The organism is Streptomyces sp. NPDC032126, assembly GCF_055580085.1.
In genome coordinates this window covers 1209030-1226368 of sequence record NZ_JBVIMA010000001.1, presented here as the reverse complement: position 1 = coordinate 1226368, position 17339 = coordinate 1209030, and the positions used below count along the sequence as shown (strand labels likewise).

The following is a 17339-nucleotide window of genomic DNA, read 5'->3' as shown; positions in this document are numbered from 1 at the left end:
CGTCACCGTCGTTCGCCGAGGAAATCGAGGATGTGACCGAACACGTCCAGGGCGGCGCCCCGGCCGAGGAAGGTGTCCAGGTGGCCGTAGCCCGGGATCTCCGTGTAGCGCACGTCGAGCTGGGGCTGCCGGTGGGCGAGGACCTCGTGGCAGAGCCGCTGGGAGTCCAGCCACAGGCCGTTCTCGCTGCCGGCCAGCAGCAGCACCGGGGTGTCGATGCGGGCGGCCGCGTCCAGGGCGTTGGGCGGCAGCGCGCGGTAGCGGTGGTCGGTGTCGTGCCAGCGCACGACGCTGCGGGCCAGCTCGATGCGGCGCAGATGGGGCAGGATCCACAGCGGCGCCGGACCGAGCAGCTCGGCGAGCCGGTCGTGGGTGGCGTCGGCCAGGTTCTCGTGGACGAAGAGCGAAGCGCCGGTGCCCCAGGCGGAGTTGTGCAGGATCTGGCAGGTCGGGTCGGGGCAGCTCGCGCGGCGCGAGGCGAGCGCGAACAGCGGGGTGTACTTGGACCACAGACCGACCTTGCGGAAGTCGACCGGGATGTGGTCGATGCGGGTCTTGAGCAACTCCCCCGCCACGGACATCCGCAGCGAGGTGCGGCCCGCCAACTTCGGGGTGAGGAAGACGCCTTGGGACACCACACCGGCGAGTCCGGGCACGAGTCCGGCGGTCATGCTCAGGGAGAGGGTGAGCGAGCCGATGCAGTGGGCGACCACGAACAGCGGGCGCTCGCCGATGCGTTCGCGGATGTGGGAGACGGCGGCGGGGATGTCGTACAGGGCCACGTCGTCGTACGTGTAGCGCTGTCCCGTCTCGTTGTACGGCAGCCGGCAGCTGCCCCGCCAGTCGAGGAGCCAGGGCTCGTAGCCCTCGTCGAGGAGGGTGTCGACGAGGTTGCGGGTCTCGGGCAGCAGGAACATGTCGGCGGACGCGGTGTGGCCGTGCAGCAGGAGCACGGCCGGGCGGCCCGGCTCGCCGGGGTCGACCCGGGTGAGGCCGAGCCGGACCCCGTCGCCGGCGTGGAAGTGGATCTCCTCCACGCGGGCCGGGTCGAGGCGGTGGCGCAGCGGACGCGGGGCGGTGGTGGTGCGGACCCTGCGCAGCGGCCGGCGTGCGGCGGGAGTCGTCCTGAAGATCATCGGTGGTGCTCCGTGAGGGTGGGGGTGCGGCGCAGATCGAGGAGGTCCGCGGCGGCACGGGCGAACGGGCCGATGAGCCCGCGGCCCATCTCCAGGCCGAACCAGGCGAGCCAGGTCAGCTTGGCGGCGCGCTTCTCCTGGCCGGTGAGGTGCGGGGCGACCTGGATGCCGTCGATCTGGTCCCGTACGTAGGAGTCGGCGGGGACGACGACCTCGCCCGCGAGGGTGGCCGGCTCGCCGGCCCGGCCGATCTCGATCGTCAGCGCTCGGGTCTGGCGCCACAGGTCGCGGCGGGCGCGGGCGTACTTGTGACCCTCCAGCCACCATTTTCCGCCGTCGTCGTCGCGCAACACCAGCCGGTAGCGCAGCAGTTGATGCCGCATGCCGTGCTGGTGCGGGATGCCCTCGTCGGGGCGGACCCACAGGTCGCCGCGCTCGACGGTGAGCGGTGCGGCGTGCAGGGCGGGGCAGGTGACCTCGCCGGTGACGTCGACGCGGCGCTCCTTGACGAGTTGATGCATGCTCGCGATGGACAGGGTGAGGGCCATCGAGCAGGGGGTGCCGGCGGTGGCGTTGCCGACGGGGTGGACATCGCCCTCGGTCGTCTCGGAGAACCAGAGGTAGGGCTGGTCGTCCTTCTGCGGCAGCCGGGCCAGACCGTCCTCGGCGAGCTTCTCGAAGGTCTTCAGCTGGGCGCGGGCGTCGTAGCGGGCGGCGGGCGGCAGGCCGAGGGCGTCGACGAGCGCGTCGGTGCGCTCGGCGCTCGCGGCCGGACCCCTGAGGGTCGCCTCGCAGAGCTTCAGCGCGGTGGGGCTCTTCAACACGCGGGTGAGGAAGGCGAGTTCGGGCACCGGTTCGGCCTCCAGACGGGCCAGGGCGTCGGCGCGCCACTCGTCCCAGTCCTGTACGCGCACATGCATGCCGCCGAACGCCATGTCCCGGACGACGTCGTCGAGGGTGTTGGGGACACCGGTCAGGTTGTAGTCGAAGCCCCAGGCATCGGGCTCGCAGACCACGGCGACCGCGACCCGGCTGACCCAGTCGACGGGGGCCGCGTTGAGGTAGCGGAACGCCGGGACGGTGCGGAAGCGGCCGAAGGCCGAGATCAGGCCGCTGCTGAGGTCCTGCGGGTTGTAGGCGCCCGTCTTGGTGTGGCCGCCGATGCCGCCGGGGCGCAGGGCCGTCACGACGAGCCCGTGGTCGCGGGCGCGGCGCAGGGCGGCCTCCGCGGCCCACTTGGACTGGTCGTATCCGGCGACGAGCCGGTCGACGTGCGCGAACGGGTCGTCCTCGCCCATGGACGGGATGCCGACCTCGTTGAAGACGGCGATCGAGGAGATGTGGTGCAGGGGCTTGGGGCGGCCGGTCGCGGCGAGTTCGGCGAGGGTGAGCGTACCGAGGACGTTGCTGGCGCGCAGGGAACGGTAGCCGCGCAGGAAGTCCACGGCGGCGGCCACGCCGACGATGCTGTCGAGTTCCTGGGCGAGGGTGTTCCACCGCTCGTCGGACAGGCCGAGGCGGGGGGCGCGGATGTCGCCGGGGAGCACGGTCACCCGGCGGCGGACCTCGGCGTTCCAGGGCAGCCGGTAGCCGCGGAGCTGCTCGGCGAGGCGTGCGGTCGCGGCCTCCTCGTCGGCGGCGCGGACCAGGCAGTACACGTGGGCGTCGCTGTGCCGCAGCAGGTCGAGCAGCATATGGCTGCCGAGGAATCCGGTGGCGCCGGTGAGCAGGATCCGGCGGGGCGGAAGCGGCTCGGGCGAGCGGACGAAGGGCAGCCGGTCGGCGAGGGCGAGATCGGCGAGGATCTGGGAGAGGTCCTCGGGGCGGGCGGTGGAGCCGGGGGCGAGGGTAGTGGTGCCGATGGGGGTCAGGGCGGGTGCCGGGGTGGGTTCCGGAAGGGGGATGTCGGTGACGGAACGTGCGGGCATGGGCATGGGCGTCGTGGCCGTGATCGTCGCTCCGGCCGCCAGGCAGTGGCGGGCCAGGGTGATCGGCCGTGCGTCCGCGAACACGTCGTCGAGGTCCAGCTCGACACCCAGGTCCCGCTCCAGATCGGCGGCGAGTTCGACGGCCTGTACGGAGGTGCCGCCGGCGTCGAAGAAGTCGGCGTCGGGGGCGAGGCGGCCCTCGGGGAGGTAACGGCCGGCGGCGGTGGCGATGAGGACGCTCAGGGCGTCGAGGTCCGCGACGGCCTGCGGCGGGCGGGCCGGCTCAGGGGCTCCCTGAGAGGGCTGGGCGTCCGAGCTGTGGCTCACCACGGGCACGCCCGAGGCCCGGCCCGAGTCGCCGCTCGCCCCGGACTCCTCCGGCGCCGCCAGGTCCGTGACCGCACCCGGCCCCGGCGCCCGCGTGTCGCCCATCACCTGGGTCAGCAGTTGCTCCACTCCGAGGGGGCCGGTGCCGCGTTCGATCGATCGTTCGGTCTCCCGTCGGCCGCCGCCGTACGCCGTCACGTCCTCGTTCACGTCACGCATGAGTGCCTTTCACCATCTGCACGGTCCTTTCCGTCACTTCGGCCTTCTCCCTCACCGCTGCCACGACCGGAACGCCCTGAGGTGCTCCGGGGTGGCCACGGTCTCCAGGAGTTCGTCGTCCGGGTCTCCCCCGCCCAGCGCGGCGACGATCCGGCGGGCCGGGGCGTTGCGCGGGGTGCGCCGGGCCGTCAACCGGACCTTGGAGCAGCCGAGTTCGTCGGCCCGGTCGGCGAGCCAGTCCAGCAGGCGTTCCTCGACGCCCCGGCCGAGGGCGCGGCAGCTCATCAGCCAGCCGAGGACGTCGAGCTGGTCGCCGTCGGCCCGTACGGCGAGCAGCCCGATCTGCCCGTAGTCGCCGAACCGGTCCCGGGCGGCGGCCGTCCACACCTCGCCCTGGCTCCGCCACCGCTCCAGGTCACCGCCGTCGGCGGAGCGGGCGGCGAGCGTGAACTGGTTGGTGCGGCGCACGAGTTGTTCGGCGCGCCGCACATCGCCCTCGGCCAGTTCGCGGATCTCGACGACGAGGTCGAGCTGGGCGAGGAACTCCTCGAATCCGGTCTGCTCCGCGCGCACCGCGTCCCGTTCCCGCTCCTGGGCGTAGAAGCGGGCCCGCAGCGCGTCCTCGGCGGTGGCGGCGGCCGGCACGAGGGGCCACAACCGGCCGAGGAACGCGTCCAGTTCGGCGGCCGGCGGGCAGGTCACCGACAGCACCCGCGGCAGCGCGGCCCGCATCTTCGCGATCTCGGCGGGGTTGTCGTCGAGGAAGAGGAAGCTGTCGACGCCCAGATTGAGGGTGCGCGCGGCCTCCGCCACCCGCTCCGGCTTGGGTCCCCACGCGGCGGACACCACGCTGAAGTGCTCGGCCTTCAGCAGGCTGTCGGGCCGGTCGAGCACGGCGCGGACGGTGTCCTCGTCGTTGTTGCTGACCAGCGCGAGCAGCGCCCCGGCAGCGCGCCATTGCAGGAGCCTGCGGGCGAGCCGGGCACGCGGTCCGGACAGGTCGACGGCCTCGGGGCCGATCTCGCCGGCCACCCCGCCCCACAGGGTCTCGTCGCCGTCGACGGCGATCACCTTGGGCGCGGGGCGCAGTGCCGCACGCACGGTGTCGGCGAGGCACAGGGCGACCGCCGCCTGGAAGGACGGGGTGAAGGGCAGATGGGCGAGCCGTTCGGTGCGCTCGTCGAAGGGCTCCTCGACGGAGTGGTGGCGGGTGAGGTCGTCGGGCCCGAGCACCGCGATGCCGGGCAGGCCGGCCAGCTCGGCGGCGACCTCGTGTTCCCAGCGCGCCAGCCTCTCGTCGGCGCCGGCCGACGGCGGGAAGGCGACGATCAGCGGCGTGCGGGTGCGCTCGGCGAGGGCGCGCAGCGCGGCCGGGTACTCCGTGCGCAGCTCGGCGAGGAGGGCGTCGTCCACGGGGCCGAAGCGCTCCAGGTCGCCCGCCCGCAGCAGGACGACGACGGCGGCCGCGGCCGGGTCGGCGAGCACGCCCGAGGGGTCGCGCAGGGCGGCCAGGACCTGATGGTACGGCGCTTCGTCGACCGTCAGACCGCTCCCGTCGAGCGCCCCCGCGCACAGCGCCGGCAGATGGCCGAGGGCGAAGGTGGCGGCGAGGGCGAGCGTCCGGCGCGGCAGGGCGACGGCGGTCGCCGCACTGTCGGCCAACTCCCCGAGCAGGCGCAGGAATTCATCGCCCAGTCGGGTGGTGGCCGCCCGGTCCAGGATGTCGAGGTTGTGGTCGAGCCGGACGCGTCCGGCGTCCGGGGTGAGGGTGATCATCAGGTCGAGGTCGGAGTAGCCCGTCCCGGCGGGCAGCACCTCCAGGGCGTTCAGGGCGCCGCCGTGGCGTACGTAGTTGAAGTACACCTCGACGAGCGGCGCGTTGTCCCGGTGCAGTCCCTGCCGGGCGAGGGTGGCGAGCACGTCGGAGAACATGGCGCCCTTGGTGAGCAGCCGCTCCAGCCGGGCGTCGGTGCGGCGCAGCACGTCGGCCACGGGTTCGCCGGTCCGGGCCTCGGCCGGGAAGGGCACGGGGACGCCGTAGAAGCCCACCGCGCCGTACGCGTCGGCGTGGACGCGGGTGTCGACGGGCACGGCGAGGGCGAACCGTTCCTTGTGCCGCAGCCGGGCCAGCAGCACGGTCAGGGTGCCGAGGCAGAAGGCCGCCGGGGTGATCGCGAGGCCGCTCGCGGCGGCCGCGACGCGTTCCATGAGCCCGTCGGGCAGGGGCACGGTGACGCTTCCGGCCCGGTACGTCCGCTCGGCCGGGCGGGGGTGGGACAGGGTCAGGTCGAGCCGCTCGGCGCCCTCGAAGGCGGCGCGCCAGTCGGCCGTGGCGGTGCCCTCGCCGCTGTGCTGGGCCTCGACAAGGAGGCGCACGTCCCGGTTGGTGACGTCGGATCCCAGTGCCGTGCCGGTGAGTTCGCCGTCGATCTCGCCGGCGACGAGCAGCAGGGACTGGAGGTCGGAGACGGCGTGGTGGGCGCCGAAGAGGAGGATCTGGCCGTTCGCGCCGGTGTCGAGCAGTTCGAACCGCCACAGCGGGGCGGCCGTCAGGTCGAACGGCGGCTCCAGCAGCTCCCGCAGCCGGTCGGCCGGGTCGGCGTCGAGGGTGCCGTCGGTCCACCGCAGCGGCGGCTCGGGCAGCTCGCGGTCGACGCGCAGCCGCCGTACGCCGTCGGGGCCGTCCACGATCGCCGTGCGCAGGGCCGCGTGGCGGGCGACGAGCCGGGTGACGATCCCGGTGAGCGCGGGCCGGGTGGTGGGGGTGGTGAGGCGGACGGCGAGGCCGACGCCGTGGGCCGCCTGGGGCATGCCGGGCCGGGCGCTGCGCAGCAGCCGGACCACGTCCCGGGTGGCGGGGTGCAGCTCGCTCTCCGGCACGTCCTCGGCGGCGGCCTCCGGTCGCGGTGCCGTCGTGCGCCGCTCGGGCAGCAGTGCGGCGAGGGAGCGGGCGAGGCCGCGGACGTCGGCGGCGGCGAAGACCTCGGCGGTGGGCAGTTCGGCGCCGAGGTCGCGGGCGAAGGCGTTGCGCAGCCGGACCAGCATCAGGGAGTCCAGGCCGAGTTCCTTCAGCGCGGTGCTCGCCGCGACGTCCACGACGCCTCCCGAGACCTCGGCGACGCGGGCCCGGACGTAGGCCTCCAGCCAGGTGAGGCGGTCCTCGTCGCCGGTGGCCGCGAAGATCCTGGCGACCAGTCCGTCGGAATCCGCGGTGCCGGTGGGCGCGGTGACGAGGCCGGCGAGGAGCGGCCGGGTGCGCACGGCGTCCGGGTCGAGGGAGAGCATCTCCCAGTCGAGCGCGAGGGGTGCGAGCTGGCGGCGGGAGGTGGCGAGCACGCGGTCGAAGAGTTCGCCGCCCTCCCGGGGGGTGAAGGCGAGCAGTCCGGAGCGTCCGGTCTCGGCGGCGCGGGTGTCGGATCCGGCGACCATGCCGACACCGGACCAGGCGCCCCAGTCGAGGCTGAGCGCCCGCCGTCCGGTGGCGGACAGATGGTGGGCCCAGGCGTCGAGGAAGGCGTTGGCGGCGGCGTACGGACTCTGTCCGGCCGAGCCGAGCAGTCCGGCGGCCGAGGCGAAGAGCACCAACTGGCGGGCCTCCGGGACCAGTTCGGTGAGCAGGGCGGTGCCCAGCACCTTGGGGGCGAGGACCCGGCGCACGCGCTCGTCGGTGAGGTTCGTCAGGGTGGCGTCGTCGAGGACGCCGGCCGCGTGCACGACGCCGGCGATCGGACCGGCCGCCTCGCGCAGGGCGTCCAGGGCGGCGGTGAGGCCGTCCCGGTCGGCGACGTCGGCGCGGGCCAGGTGGACCGCGATCCCGCGGTCCTCCAGCCCGGCGATCCAGCGGGTGGCCTCCGCGTCGGGGGCGCCCCGGCTCATCAGGGCGAGGCGGGTGACCCCTCGGCCCACGAGCCGCTCGGCGACGACCCGGCCGAGCCCGCCCAGACCGCCGGTGACGAGGTGGACGCCGTCGGGTGCGGGGGCGCCGCCGTCGGCGTCGGGGCGGGTGCGGGTGAGGCGGGGCACCAGGCGGCCCGACTCCCGCAGGGCGACGAGGCGTTCGTCGTCGGCGTGCCGCAGCTGGGTCCACAGGGCGTCCGCGCCGCCGGTGGGCGGCAGGTCGACGAGGGTGGTCGCCAGTTCGGGGTGCTCCTGCGCCACGGTGAGCCCGAAGCCCCACGCGAGCGCCTGCTCGGGGTGGATCACCTCGGTGCTCTCACCGGCGGCCTGGGTGCCGCGCACGACGACGAAGAGGCGCGGGGCGCGGCCGTGCGGCCGGTCGGCGAGGGCCCGGACGAGGTGGAGGGTGCTGAGGCAGCACAGCCGGGCCGCCTCCTCGGCGGTTCGGCCGTCGGTGACGGTCGGAGCGTCCAGCGCCGTCAACTGGACGACGTACGTGGGGAGTTCGATCTCGTCGAGCAGGCGGGCGAGCTGGGCCGGGTCGGCGGGGTCGAGGACGTACCGGCCGGGGCCCTCCGGCGCGAACGTCTCTCCGGCGCGGGCGACGACGGCCGTCGGGCCGAGCCGGGCGGCGAGGTCGTCGGCGACCCCGGTGCGGTCGGCGAGGATCAGCCAGGTGCCGTCGGCGGGCGGCTCCTGGGCGGCCGGGCGGGGCTGCCAGCGGGTCTCGAAGAGGGCGCCGTCCAGCGGGGACAGCGCGGCGAGGGTGAACTCCTCGGCCTCCAGGACGAGTTGTTCGTCGGCGTCCCACAGCCGCAGATCGAAGGTGGCGGTGTCCCCGGCGGCGGAGCGCAGGGCGCACGACACCCAGGCGGGTGCGGTGCGGCGCCCGGTCCAGCGGACCGTGCCGAACCCGGCGGGCACGAACGCGCGTCCCTCGGGCGCCTCGCCCGGCAGGGCGGCGGCGTGCAGGGCGGCGTCGAGGACGGCGGGATGCAGCAGATGTCCGGCGGCGGGCCGCTCGGCCAGCCGGCCGACGGCGGCGGTGCCCGAGCGGCTGCCCGACTCCAGGTTGCGGAAGGCGGGGCCGTACTCGATGCCGAGGGCGGCCAGACGGGCGTAGAGCGGCGGCAGGTCGACGGGGTCGGCGCACTCCTCGCGGAGGTCGGCGAGGCGCGGTTCCCCGGCGGGGGCCGCGGCGGGGACGAGCTCTCCGGTGACGTGCGGTTCCCAGCGCGGCGGCCGTTCCCCGATCACCGACGAGGAGACGGTGAACGCGCGGACCCCGTCCTCCCGCGCCGGCCGCAGCACGAGCTGGAGGCGTACGGCGGTGTCGTCCCGCAGCCGCAGGGGCTGAAGGAAGCGCACATCGGCCAGGCGGACGTCGTCGGCCACGGCGGCCGCGGCCTCCAGCGCCATGCCGACGAAGGCGGCGCCGGGCAGCCAGATCTCGCCGGTGACCCGGTGGTCGGCGAGATAGGCGAACCGGCGGTCGCGCAGGTCGAGTTCGGTCTGGAAGAGGTGCCGGTCGGGTTCGTCGCTGGCCTGCACATGGGTGCCGAGCAGCGGGGAGGCGCCGGTCGCGGTGGCCGGCGCGGGGGCGAGCCAGTGGCGTTCCCGGGCGAAGGCGTAGGTGGGCAGGTCGAGACGGCGGCCGTGGGGGAAGAGGGCGGTCCAGTCGGGGGTGTGCCCGGCGGTGTGGAGGTCGCCGAACCGGCGTAGCAGGGTGTCGTGGCCGTCCTGTTCGCGGCGCAGCGAACCGACGCCGACCGCGTCGACGCCGGCCTCGGCGGCGACCGACTCGATGGCGGACAGGAGCGAGGGGTGCGGGCTGAGCTCGACGAAGTAGCGGTAGCCGTCGTCGAGCATGCGGCGGATCGTGTCCGCGAACCGGACCGGCCGGCGCAGGTTGGCGAACCAGTAGGCGGCGTCGAGCCGGTCGCCGGGGACGGGCTCGGCCAGCACGGCCGAGTAGACCGGGACGGACGCGGGGGCGCCCGCGACGGCGGAGAAACGGTCGAGGAGTTCCGCGCGCAGCGGCTCCATCAGCGGGCTGTGCGAGGCGAACGGCGTCGACAGGGGCCGTACGGAGACGCCTCGTTCCTCCAGTGTGCGGCGCAGCCCGGCGAGCGCGTCCGCGTCGCCCGAGACGGCCGTCGAGCGGGGGCCGTTGAGGGCGCCGATGAAAAGGCCCTCGGAGAGGAGGGGTTCCACCTCGGCGGGCGGGAGTTCGACGGCGAGCATGCCGCCGTGTCCGACGAGGGGAACGACGGAGCGGGCCCGCCCGGTCACCACGGTGACCGCCTCGTCGAGGGTGAGGGCGCCCGCGCTGTAGGCGGCGGCGATCTCGCCCAGGCTGTGGCCGACGACCGCGTCCGGGGTGACGCCGAGCGCGCGCCAGGCGGCGGCCAGCGCGGCGTTGACGGCGAACAGCGTCGGCTGGAGGTACTCGGTGCGCTCCAGCGGGGAGAACTCCTCGGCCATCCGCAGGGCGTTGAGCACGGACCAGCCGGCATGCCGCTGGACGGCCTCGTCGATGCGGGTCAGTTCCTCGCGGAACGCCCGCGACTCGGCGGCGAGCCGCAGCCCCATGCCGGGCCACTGCCCGCCGTGCCCGGCGAAGACGAAGGCGGTCTTCCCGGTGCGGTCCTCGCGGGGCGCGGCGATCGGGGCCCGCCCGGACGCCAACGCGTCGAGCACGGACCGCAGTTCGTCCCGGTCGCCGGCCACGACGGCGGCGCGCCGCTCGAAGTGGCTGCGGTGGTGGGCCAGGGTGTACGCGAGGTCGGGCAGCGAGGTGTCCTCGGTGAGATGCCGGGACAGCCGCGCCGCCTGGGCCCGCAGGGCGGACTCGCCACGCCCGGACAGCACGAACAGCCGCTTGCCGGGGGCGCCTTCGGCCGGGAGGTCGGCCGGAGCTGCCGGTACAGCGGCCGGAGTGCCCGGTGCGTCGACGGGAGTACCTGGGGCTTCCTCCACGATCACATGGGCGTTGGTGCCGCTGATACCGAAGGCGCTGACGCCCGCGCGCCGCACCCGCCCCCGCGCCGACGGCCAGGGGGCCGCCTCGTGGAGAAGGCGCAGCCCGCCGCCGTCCCAGTCGACGTGGCGGCTGGGGGTGTCCGCGTGCAGGGTGGCCGGGAGGGTGCCGTGCCGCAGGGACTGCACCACCTTGATGAGCCCGGCGACGCCCGAAGCGGCCTGCGCGTGGCCGATGTTGGACTTCAGGGAGCCCAGCAGCAGGGGGCGGTCCACGGGCCGGCCGGTGCCGTAGACCTCGCTGAGCGCGTTCGCCTCGATGGGGTCGCCGAGGGTCGTTCCGGTGCCGTGCGCCTCGACGTAGTCGATGTCGGCCGGGCCGAGTCCGGACAGCTCCAGGGCACGGCGCAGCACCCGCACCTGCGCGGGGCCGTTGGGGGCGGACAGGCCCTGGCTGCGGCCGTCCTGGTTGACGGCGGTGCCGCGCAGCACCGCCAGCACCTCGTCGCCGTCGCGGCGCGCGTCGCTCAGCCGCTTCAGTACGAGCATGCCGGCGCCCTCGGCCCAGATCGCGCCGTCGGCGTCGTCGGAGAAGGAACGGCAGCGGCCGGTGGGCGACAGGCCGCGCAGCCGGCTGAACTCCACGAAGGTCTGCGGGGTGACCATCAGCGTCACACCGCCCGCCAGCGCCAGATCGCACTCGCCGGAGCGCAGCGCCTGCGCGGCGAGGTGGGTGGCGACGAGCGACGAGGAGCAGGCCGTGTCGACGGTGAGCGCGGGCCCGTGCAGGCCGAGCGTGTAGGCGAGGCGTCCGGAGGCCACGCTCAGCGCGGAGCCGGTGCCGACGTGGCCGTCGAGTTCGTCGAGGCGGGTGCCGGCCAGATACTCGCTGCCGAACATGCCGACGTAGACGCCGGTCGTGCTCCCCGCGAGGGAGGCGGGCACGATCCCGGCGCGCTCCAGGGCCTCCCAGGCGGTCTCCAGCAGCAGCCGCTGCTGGGGATCCATGGCGGCGGCCTCCTTCGGGGTGATGCCGAAGAAACCCGCGTCGAAGGACTCGATGTCGTCGAGGAAGCCGCCTTCGCGGGCGTAGGACTTGCCGGGGGCGTCGGGGTCGGGGTCGTAGAGGGCGTCGACGTCCCAGCGCCCGGCGGGGAACGGGCCGACGGCGTCCCGGCCCTCCGCGACCAGCCGCCACAGGCCGTCGGGGTCGTCGGCGCCGCCGGGCAGTCGGCAGGCCATGGCCACGACGGCGATCGGCTCGTCGGTGAACGCTGCGGGGCGCGCGACCGGTCGGGGATCGTGGGCGGTACGGCCACCGGTCGCCAGGGTGGTGGCGAGCAGGTGCTCGGCGAGCCGGGCCGGCGTCGGGTGGTCGAAGAGCAGGGTGGCGGGGAGCTTGGCGTCGAGGCGGGTGGCGATGCGGTTGCGCAGGTCGACGGCGGTCACCGAGTCCATGCCGAGGTCGCGCAGCGGCTGGTCGGGGCGGACGGCGTCGGCCGAGCGCAGTCCGAGGGCGCGGGATGCCTCCTCGCGCACGAGGGCGAGGACACGGTCGGCGCGGTCCGCCTCCGGCAGGTCCGCGAGGCGGCGCGCGAGGCCGCCGGCGGGTCCGGCGGCGGCCGGGCGGGGCGCGGGCAGCAGGGTGCGCCAGAGGGCGGCCCCGCCGGTGGTCTCCCGCAGCCGGGGCAGGTCGAGGGCCCAGGCGATCTGGTGCGGGGCGTCCCGGCGGACGGCGAGTTCGACGAGGTCGCGGCCCTGTTCGGGGGTGAGGGCGCGGTGGCCCAGGCGGGCCATGCGGTCCAGGTCGGCGTGGGCCGCGGCGAGCCCCTCCCCCGCCCAGGCGCCGAAGGAGACGGACACGGCGGGCAGGCCCTGGGCCCGCCGGTGGTGGGCGAGCTGGTCCAGGAAGGCGTTGGCGGCCGCGTAGTTGCCCTGCCCCGGGCTGCCGGCGACGCCGGCGGCGGAGGACAGGAGCAGGAACAGCTCCAGGGGCCGCCCGGCGGTGAGCCGGTGCAGATGGGCGGCGCCGTCGGCCTTGGGGCGCAGGACGCGGGCGAGGCGGTCGGGGGTCAGCTCGGCGATCACCCCGTCGTCGAGGACGCCGGCACAGTGCACGACACCGCGCAGATCGTCCCCGGCGCGGGCGAGGACGGCGGCCAGGGCATCGGCGTCGCCGACGTCACAGGCCACGACGTCGGCGTGGGCGCCGAGGACGGCCAGTTCGGCGACGGTTTCGGCGGCGCGGGGGTCCGATTCTCCCTGACGGGAGGTCAGGAGGAGGCGGGGGACGCCACGTTCGGCGAGGAGGCGGGCGATGTGGCGCCCGATGGCTCCGAGGCCGCCGGTGATGAGGACGGTGCCGGGGGTGGGGAGAGTGCCTTCAGCGGACGCGGATGCGGCACCTTCGGCCGGCGTGGTGTCTTCGGCCGGCGTGGTGTCCTCTGCGGCCGGGAGTGAAGTGGCCGTCGCGCGAGCGCGGATGAGTCGCGATGCCAGCAATTGCCCGTCCCTGACCGCCAGTTCGGGCTCGCCGGGGACGCCGCGCAGCTGCGCCTCGGTCTCCGTGCCGTCGGTGTCGATCAGGGTCAGCCCGAGGTCCGGGTGCTCGGCGCGGGCGCTGCGGGCGAGTCCCCACAGCACCGACTGCGCCAGCCCCGGCACCCGGTCGCCGTCGGCCGCCGCGACGGCACCCCGGGTCACCCACACGGTCCGCGCGGGCGCCTCACCGGGCGGCAGGGCGATCAGCGTCTGCAGCTCGGCCAGCGCGGTAGCGGCCAACTCCTGTGCGGCAGCGCCGGGTTCGGCGTCCGGCGCGGGGTCCGTCCAGTGTCGTACGACCGTGTCGGCACCGGAGTGGTACGGCTCGGCGTCGACGGCCGTCCAGGCCAGCTCGTAGAGGTGCCGGGCGTTCTCCGGGCCGCCGCCGAGGTCGGCCGGGCCGGCGGTGCGCAGCCGGACGTCCGTCAGGCGGCCGGCCGGGAAGCCGTCGGCGTCCCACAGGTCGATGTCGAGGGTGAGGTCGTGCGCGGAGCCGCCGGTGCGGCGCACGCGGGCCGTGAGCTCGGTGGCCCCGCCCGCCGGCAGGGTGCAGCGGCCGACGGCGACGGGCAGCAGCACCCGCTCGTCGGCCGGGTCGAGGGCGGCGGCCACGTGCAGGGCGGCGTCGAGGAGCGCGGGGTGGACCGGGTAGGGGTCGGTCACGTCCCGGGCTGCCGGGGGCAGCGACAGCCGCGCGAGCAGCTCTCCGTCGCCGGTCGGGACCGCCTCGCGCACGCCCCGGAAGGCGGGGCCGTAGCCGAGGCCGACGCCGGTGAGCCGCTCGTACGTCTCCGGAGTCCAGGCCGGTGCGGCGCCCTCGGGCCGGACCGGGGGCCGGGAGTCGGCCGCCTCGGCGGTGTCGGCGGTTTCGGCGCCCGAGGCGGTGGCGTGCAGGGTCCAGCCCAGGTCCGCGACACCGCGCGGGCGGCTGTGCACGGTCACCTCGGGCGTGGGGCCGTCGGTGACGACGTCCACGGAGACCTCGACCGTGCCCGAGGCCGGCAGGATGAGCGGGGCGAGCAGCAGCAGGCCGGTGACATCGGTGGGCCGGCCGGGCCCGGCGGCGGTGAGGGCGGCGCGGCACAGTTCGAGCAGGGTGGTGCCGGAGACGACGGTGCGGCCGAAGACGGCGTGGTCGGGCAGCCAGTCGGCGGTGGCCGGCGACCACTCGCCCCGGAAGGTCCAGCGGGTCGCGTCGGCCGACTGGAGCTGGACGCCGAGGAGCGGGTGGGCGGAACGGTCGAACAGGCCTGTGCCGCCGGTCGCGCCCTCGGGTTCGGTCCAGTGGCGCTGCTCGTCCCAGGCGTACGTCGGCAGGTCGGCCGGGGTGGCGGCGGGCACGAGGCGGCGCCAGTCGACCGGGCGTCCGTGGACGTGGAGTTCGGCGGCGGCCCGGTCCAGGCAGGCGGGGCCGTCCGCGTCGCGGCGCAGGGAGCCCACGGCGACCAGGTCCTCGTCCACCGTGCGCAGGGCGGTGAGCAGCGAGGGGTGCGGGCTGAGCTCGACGAAGTGGCGGTGGCCGTCGGCGACCATGCGGGCGACGGTGTCGGCGAAGCGGACGGGCTCGCGCAGGTTGGCGTACCAGTAGCCGGCGTCCAGTTCCTCGGTGACGGGCTCGCCGGTGACCGTGGAGTACCAGGTGACGGACGACGGGGAGGCGATCACCCCGTCGAGTTCGTCGAGGATCCCGGTACGCACGGGCTCGACCTGCGCGCTGTGGGAGGCGTAGTCGACGTCGAGGCGGCGGACGAAGACCTGTTCGCGGTCGAGGTCGTCGAGGAGGGCCTGGAGCGGCTCGGTCTCGCCCGCGATCACCGTGGCGCGGCCGCTGTTGACGGCGGCGACGGCCACCCGGCCGTCGAGGGCGGTGAGGCGGGCCTCGACGTCGGTGTGGGGCAGCGCGACGACGGCCATGGCGCCGGTGCCGGACAGCGCGGTGAGCGCCTGGCTGCGCAGGGCGACGACGGCGGCCGCGTCATGGATGCTCAGGGCTCCCGCGACGCAGGCGGCGGCGACCTCGCCCTGGCTGTGCCCGATCACCGCGTCCGGCCGGACTCCCCGGGCCTGCCACACGGCGGCCAGGGACACCATCACGGCGAACAGCACCGGCTGGACGACGTCCACCCGCTCCAGGGAGGGCGCGCCCGCGTCACCGCGCAGCACGGAGGTGACCGACCACTCGGTGAAGGGGCGCAACGCGCCGTCGCAGCGGTCGAGTTCGTCGGCGAAGACGGGGTCGCGGTCGAGCAGGTCGCGGGCCATGCCGGCCCACTGGGAGCCCTGACCGGGAAAGACGAAGGCCACCTTGCCGGGCGGGAGGGCCTGCGCGGGCCCCGCGGTGCGGTCGGGGTCGGGACGGTCCTCGGCGAGGGCGCGCAGGGCGGCCCGGAGGGCGTCGGGGTCGGCCGCCTGGAGGACGGCGCGGTGGGGGAAGTGGGTGCGGTGCCGGGCGAGGGTCGCGGCGACGGAGGGCAGCGCCGTATCGGGCCGCTCGTCGAGGGCCTCCGCGAGCCGGAGCGCTTGGCGCCGGAGGGCGGCGGGGGTACGGGCGGAGAGCGGGAAGAGCATCTCCCGCGCGACGGGGTCACCGACACCGGTGACGCCCTCCAAGCCACGATCCGGCTCCGCGGCGGCCCCAGCACCCGCGACGCCCCCGGAATCACGGACCGGTGCCTCCTCCAGGATCACGTGGGCGTTGGTGCCGCTGATGCCGAAGGCGCTCACGCCGGCGCGGCGGACGCGGTCGGTGGCGCGGGGCCAGGCCATGGGTGTGCGGTGGACGTGGAGCCCGCTGTCGGCCCAGTCGATGTGCTCGGTGAGGGTGTCGGCGTGCAGGGAGGCGGGGATCCGCTCGTGCCGGAGGGACAGCACCGTCTTGATGACGCCGCCGATGCCCGCCGCGGCCTGCGTGTGACCGACGTTGGACTTCAACGAGCCCACGCCCAGGGGCCGTTCGGCGGTCCGGCCGGGGCCGAAGACGGCGGCGAGCGCGTTGCCCTCGATCGGGTCGCCGAGCCGGGTGCCGGTGCCGTGCGCCTCCACGTGGTCGATGTCCTCGGGGCGCAGCCCGGCCGCGTCGAGGGCGGCCCGCAGCACCCGCTCCTGCGCGAGGCCGTTGGGCGCGCTCAGGCCCTGGCTGCGGCCGTCCTGGTTGATCGCCGAGCCCTTGACGACGGCGAGGACCCGGTCGCCGTCCCGGTGCGCGTCGCCGAGCCGCTTGAGCAGCACCAGGCCGCAGCCCTCGCCCCACACCACCCCGTCGGCGTCGGCGGAGAAGGGGCTGCACCGGCCGCTCGGCGACAGCCCGCGCAGCCTGCTGAACTCGACGTGGCCGCGCGGGGTGACGAGCAGGGTCGCGCCCCCGGCGAGGGCGAGGTCGCACTCGCCGGCCGTCAGGGCGCGGGCGGCCAGGTGCAGGGCGACGAGGGAGGAGGAGCAGGCGGTGTCGACGGTGACGGCGGGCCCCTGGAGGCCGAGGGTGTAGGCGATGCGTCCGGAGGCGACGCTGGACGCGGTGCCGGTGCCGACGTGCCCGTCGAGCTGGTCCAAGGAGGCGGCGGCGAGGTATCCGCTGTCGTAGAGGCCGAGGTAGACGCCGGTGGAGCTGCCGTTCAGGGTGTCCGGGACGATGCCGGCGCGTTCCAGGGTCTCCCAGGCGGTGCGCAGGAGCAGCCGCTGCTGCGGGTCCATCGCGGCGGCCTCGCGCGGGGAGACGCCGAAGAAGGCGGCGTCGAAGCGGTCGATGCCGTCGAGGTAGCCGCCGCGCAGGGTGTACGCGGTGCCGGTGGCGTCGGGGTCGGGGTCGTACAGGCCCTGGACGGGCCAACGCCCCGCCGGGGGTTCGGAGATGACGTCGCGTCCGGCGTCGAGGAGCCGCCACAGGCCCTCGGGGTCGTCGGCGCCGCCGGGGAAGCGGCAGGCCATGGAGACGATGGCGATGTCGTCGAGCCTCCCGGGAGACCCTGCCGGCGGCTGACCCCCGGTCAAGTCCGGTTCAGGCGTCGGCCGTCGTTCCTCGAAGAGCGCGGCCGCGACGGCTGCGATCGTCGGGTGGTTGAAGACGAGGGACGGGTCGACGGAACGCCCGGCGCGCTCCGCCAGCTCGGCCCCGAGGGAGACCAGCCGGCGGGATCCCAGGCCGAGTTCGGCGATCGGCCGGTGCGGGTCGACGGCGAGGGGGTCGAGTCCGGCCGCCTCGGCGACGGCCGAGGCGAGCCAGTCCCGCGCCTCGTCGGCGTTCGTCACGGACGGTTCGGGGGCGTGGTTCGGCGACGCGTTCACAGGCATCTGGTCGGGTGTCCTCGGGAACGGG

Annotated in this window: 3 protein-coding genes; all 3 read right to left on the bottom strand. The window is 75.5% G+C overall.

Going from position 1 to position 17339, the window contains the following annotated elements; genetic code table 11:
• Positions 1–2: 2 nt before the first annotated feature.
• Genes ACZ5NW_RS05130 through ACZ5NW_RS05120 form a run of 3 tightly spaced genes read right to left on the bottom strand, consistent with a single transcriptional unit; the run spans position 3 to position 17314 of the window.
• Complete coding sequence (locus ACZ5NW_RS05130) at positions 3–1136, bottom strand: alpha/beta hydrolase (RefSeq protein WP_468742331.1); 1134 nt, start codon at positions 1134–1136, stop codon at positions 3–5.
• A complete protein-coding gene (locus tag ACZ5NW_RS05125) occupies positions 1133–3610 on the bottom strand; it encodes a thioester reductase domain-containing protein (protein WP_468742330.1) in 2478 nt (825 codons plus the stop codon). The genes ACZ5NW_RS05130 and ACZ5NW_RS05125 overlap by 4 nt, the downstream gene beginning before the upstream one ends.
• A 51-nt stretch (positions 3611–3661) precedes the next feature.
• Positions 3662–17314 carry an SDR family NAD(P)-dependent oxidoreductase gene (locus ACZ5NW_RS05120; protein WP_468742329.1) on the bottom strand — a complete coding sequence of 4551 codons (13653 nt, stop codon included), beginning with the start codon at positions 17312–17314 and terminating at the stop codon, positions 3662–3664.
• Positions 17315–17339: the final 25 nt, after the last annotated feature.

Coding starts and splice junctions, on each gene's coding strand:
- ACZ5NW_RS05130 (WP_468742331.1), bottom strand. CDS start 1,136: ATGATCTTCAGGACGACTCCCGCCGCACGCCGGCCGCTGCGCAGGGTC.
- ACZ5NW_RS05125 (WP_468742330.1), bottom strand. CDS start 3,610: ATGCGTGACGTGAACGAGGACGTGACGGCGTACGGCGGCGGCCGACGG.
- ACZ5NW_RS05120 (WP_468742329.1), bottom strand. CDS start 17,314: ATGCCTGTGAACGCGTCGCCGAACCACGCCCCCGAACCGTCCGTGACG.